This is a genomic window from Cnuella takakiae (genome assembly GCF_001953305.1).
Classification (GTDB): Bacteria; Bacteroidota; Bacteroidia; order Chitinophagales; family Chitinophagaceae; genus Flavisolibacter; species Flavisolibacter takakiae.
Genome location: NZ_MTFE01000010.1, coordinates 1,639,570 through 1,644,169, shown reverse-complemented (window position 1 = coordinate 1,644,169; position 4,600 = coordinate 1,639,570). Strand labels below are relative to the sequence as shown.

The window sequence follows — 4,600 nt, the reverse complement described above, 5'->3', positions numbered from 1 at the left end:
CCTCGCTGAGCCGCACCCCCGCCTCATCCACCACCAGTTTGTGCGCCACGCCATGTTTCAGGGCATAGTTCTGCCGGTCGTGGCCAACCGGGAAATCGTAGCAAACGGGAAAGTCGTAGTCTTTTACAAAGTCTTGAATGATTTCGTACACAGAGGCTCCATAGGGCCTGATGGTATCTTTCATTTCCGTAAAACCGCCCACTACCAGGCCCGCCAATCTTTCCAGTTTGCCGCTGCGTTTGAGCTGCAGCATCATCCGGTCGATATTATAGAGGTACTCCCCTACATCTTCCAGGAACAGGATCTTGTTCTTGGTATTCAGTTCCGATGCGGTACCCAGCAGGTGCGCCACCAGGGTCAGGTTGCCGCCCACCAGGTTGCCTTCCGCATCACCAACTCGGTTGAAGGCATGTGCATCGCAACGGTAGTTGGCAGGTTCACCCGACAAAGCCTCTTTCAAAGATTGGACAAAGGGCGTCAGGTGGCCTTCATCGTTAAAGGCGGCCGCCATGGGTGCATGCAGGGATGCTATTTTATAGTTGTTGTATAAATGGGCATGCAGCACGGTTATATCACTAAAGCCAACGATCCATTTGGGGTGTTTGGCAAATTTTTTAAACGACAGATCGTCGATAATGCGGCTTAGGCCATAACCGCCCCGGGCACACAATATGGCTTTCACCTCCTTGTTATCCAGCATGGCCTGCAGGTCGGCGGCACGTGCTTCATCGGTGCCAGAAAAATAATTCGTTGATTCGCTGTGTACCGTTTCACCCAGCAGCACGGTATAGCCCCAGTCGCCGAGGACATCGATACAGGTATGAATCTTTTCAAAGGACATAAAACCGGCTGGCGCAACAATGCCAATGGTGTCGCCTTGTTGTAGGTAGGGAGGTATGGTGATCATGCGGCCTGAATTAGATGGGTAAGGATAAACATCAGGGCCGGAAGATAGTTGAATGTCGTTAAAAACAGGGCCGCCAGCCACAGAAGCGGCCCTGTTCGTTTGCCAATGAAAAGAACCAGGTTCAGTCATTTCCCCTTACCAGCACTACTTGGTTGGCAGGTTGCGCATCGTTCAGTTCAACCAACCGTACTATCCGCCCCGTAACTTCCAACTTATGGGGCACGCCACATTTTAGCGGCCAGTTGGCAGGCTGGTGCCCTACGGCAAAATCAAAGCATACCGGGTAAGCATAACCGCTGGTATGTTCCAGCACCATATCACTTACCGACCGGCCAAAATTGGCAGCTGTTTCGCCTTTCGCCAGGCCAAAGCCACCCACGATCAAACCGGCCAGCTCGGCCAGTTTTCCCGATCGTTTCAGGTTGCACAACATCCGGTCGATATTGTAGAGGGTTTCGTTAACGTCTTCTATAAACAGGATCTTGCCCCGCGTGTCCAGGTCGGTTGGCGTACCTGCCTGGGTTTCCAGCAACTTCAGGTTACCACCAACCAGCAAGCCCTCTCCAATGCCTGTTTTGTTGGCGGCAAGGGGCGCTGTTTGGTACAATGGCGGCCTGCCTTCAAGTACCTGCTTTGTTTGAACAAAGCCAGTATTTGCTTCTGCTAGCATTTGTCCATGGATACTGGCAAAACCCATGCGGTGCAACTGGCAGTGCAACACCGTTACATCGCTGAAACCAATGATCCACTTGGGATGCTTCCTGAAGCCGGTCCAGTCCAGTTGGTCGATGATCCGCACCAGGCCGTAGCCACCGCGGGCACACCAGATGGCATTTACCTGCGGATCGTCGAGCAGGTCCTGCAGGTCGGCAGCCCTTTCTTCATCGGTGCCGCTGAAATAGCCGTTGCGTGTTCCGATGGTGCGGCCAAGCTTTACCTGGTAACCCCAGCTGCGAACCAACTGTATACCGGCACTGATGGCATCGGTGGAAACAGCGCCCGATGTAGCGGTGATACCTATTACTGATCCGGGAAAAAGGAAAGGCGGTTGCACGCAGGCGCCCGGCAGCCTGGCAGCAGTAGTTTGGGATGTTGCAGTTAGTATGGGAACCGTTCCCAGCAACAGGCCCAACGCCTGTACAAATTGCTTGCGGTTCATAAGGGAATAATGAGGCGACAAATTAAAAAATATCACCCTGCATGGCTAACCTAAATGGGTCATTTGGCTGATGCCCGTGATTTACGGTATTTTTGGCGGCCGGATACAGCCTTAACCGGTACAAAAAACAGGTCAGGCTCCTGGTTTCTTACACAACTTTATTGCTGTTTGCACCATTTCCAGGCAACAGTCAGGCAGCGGTTGCACAACCAGGTAAACCTTTCGGAAAAAACAAGCGCATGAATCAACCCAAAAGATATTTGATCACTTCGGCCCTGCCCTATGCCAACGGGCAGAAACATATCGGGCACCTGGCCGGCGCCTATATTCCAGCCGACATTTACGTACGCTACCTGCGTGCCCAAAAACGCGATGTGGTATATGTGTGCGGCTCCGACGAGCATGGCACCGCCATTCCCATCCAGGCCATGAAGGAAGGCACCACGCCCCAGGCCATCATCGATAAGTACCACACCATCATGAAGGAGAACTTCGAAGACCTTTCGATCTCCTTTGATATTTACGACCGTACTTCCAACCCCATCCACCACGAAACCACGCAGGAGTTTTTTACCTACCTCAACGACCGCAATGAGCTGGAGGTAAAGGAAACAGAACAATACTTCGACGAGCAGGCCCAAACCTTTTTGGCCGACCGCTACATAAAAGGTACCTGCCCCAACTGCGGCAGCGACCGTGCCTTTGGCGATCAGTGCGAAAAGTGCGGCACCTCGCTGAGCCCCGACGAACTGATCAATCCCGTGAGCACCCTCAGCGGCAACCCGCCGGTGAAGAAGGCTACCAAACACTGGTACCTGCCCCTGAACCGCCACGAAGACTGGCTGCGCCAGTGGATAACCGTAGACCATGCCGCCGACTGGAAGGCCAACGTGCTGGGCCAGTGCAAAAGCTGGATCGACAACGGCCTGCAACCCCGCGCCGTTACCCGCGACCTCGACTGGGGTGTAAAAGTGCCCCTCCCCGATGCCGAAGGCAAAGTGCTGTATGTGTGGTTTGATGCGCCCATCGGTTATATCTCCGCCACCAAGCAGTGGGCAAAAGACAATGACAAAGACTGGGAGCCCTACTGGAAAGACGCCGACTCCAAGCTGGTGCATTTTGTAGGTAAGGACAATATCGTTTTTCACTGCATCATCTTCCCTACCATGCTCAAGTTGCATGGCTACCAGGTACCCGAGAACGTACCCGCCAACGAGTTCATGAACCTGGAAGGCGACAAGATGAGCACCAGCCGTGGCTGGAAACTCGACATGCAGGACTTTATTGATGATTTTATCAAAAAAGAAAATGGCGGCCCCCAGCTGGCCGATGCCCTGCGGTATTACCTCACCACCATCCTGCCCGAAACCAAAGACAGCGACTTTTCTTGGAAAGGATTCCAGGATGCGGTGAACAGCGAACTGGTAGCCATTTTTGGCAACTATGTGAACCGCACCTTCGTGCTGATGCACAAGCTGTGTGGTGGCAAAGTGCCCAAGTTTCACAACGACATCATTGCTGAAGCCGACAAAGGCCTGATCTCCGAGATCGGTATTTCCGCAGCCAAGGTGGAAGAGTTGCTGGAAACCTATAAGTTCCGCGATGCCCTTTTTGAAGTGATTGACCTGGCCCGCAAAGGCAACCGCTACATGCAGGAGCAGGAGCCCTGGATTAAAGCGAAACAGACAGGTGAAGACGGACAGCCCACAGCCGAAGCACAGGCCAAGATCGACAACTGCCTGCACCTCTGCCTGCAGCTTTGCGCCAACCTGGCGGTACTGATCAACCCCTTCCTGCCCAACACCGCCCGTAAAATGTGTACACAGATGAAGGTGGTAGACCGTATGCTGGAATGGGAAAATGCCGGCTCGCTGAAGCTGCTGAGCGTAGGCTACAGCCTGCGTGCCCCCGAGCTGCTCTTCCGCAAAATTGAAGACAGCGAAGTGGCCTACCAGGTAGAGAAACTGAATAAAGCACTGGAAAAATCAAGGATGGAACAAGAGCAAGCAAACGCACCACAGACGACAGACAACGGACAACAGCCAACTGGCAACGGGCAACCAGCAACCGGCAACCCGCTCCCCGAAGCCAAATCCGAAATCCAGTACGACGATTTCGCCAAGCTGGACCTCCGCATTGGCACCATCAGGGAAGCCGTGAAAGTACCCAAGGCAGACAAGCTGCTCCAGCTCACCGTGGATATGGGCTCCGAAACCCGCACCATCGTGTCGGGTATTGCGCAGCATTTTACCCCCGAGTCGCTGGCAGGCAAACAGGTAATTGTTGTAGCCAACCTGGCGCCCCGCAAAATGCGCGGTATCGAAAGCCAGGGCATGATCCTGTCGGCCGAACAGCCAGACGGATCCCTGATCTTGGTAGGCCCCGACGCACTCACCATTCCGGGTTCGGGTGTGAAGTAAGCTTTGTATAACTATCCTATAAACACACAAGCCCTGCAATGCAGGGCTTGTGTGTTTTATTACATTCAACGTCGTTTCTGGATTGGCTTAGGAGTTGAATTGGTTACCAATTAT

3 protein-coding genes are annotated in these 4,600 nt (G+C 53.5%); 1 reads left to right on the top strand and 2 read right to left on the bottom strand.

Annotated features, from left to right (window positions below; genetic code table 11):
• On the bottom strand, window positions 1-907 hold a 907-nt coding region (locus BUE76_RS07380), incomplete at its 3' end, for a S66 peptidase family protein (RefSeq protein WP_083639301.1).
• A gap of 121 nt (window positions 908-1,028) precedes the next feature.
• A complete protein-coding gene (locus BUE76_RS07375; protein WP_073040371.1) occupies window positions 1,029-2,066 on the bottom strand; it encodes a S66 peptidase family protein in 1,038 nt (345 codons plus the stop codon).
• 239 nt (window positions 2,067-2,305) lie between these two features.
• Here BUE76_RS07375 and metG point away from each other — a divergent pair, with 239 nt between their 5' ends.
• On the top strand, window positions 2,306-4,486 hold the full coding sequence (metG, locus tag BUE76_RS07370; RefSeq protein ID WP_073040946.1) for a methionine--tRNA ligase: 2,181 nt from the start codon (window positions 2,306-2,308) through the stop codon (window positions 4,484-4,486).
• Window positions 4,487-4,600 lie beyond the last annotated feature (114 nt).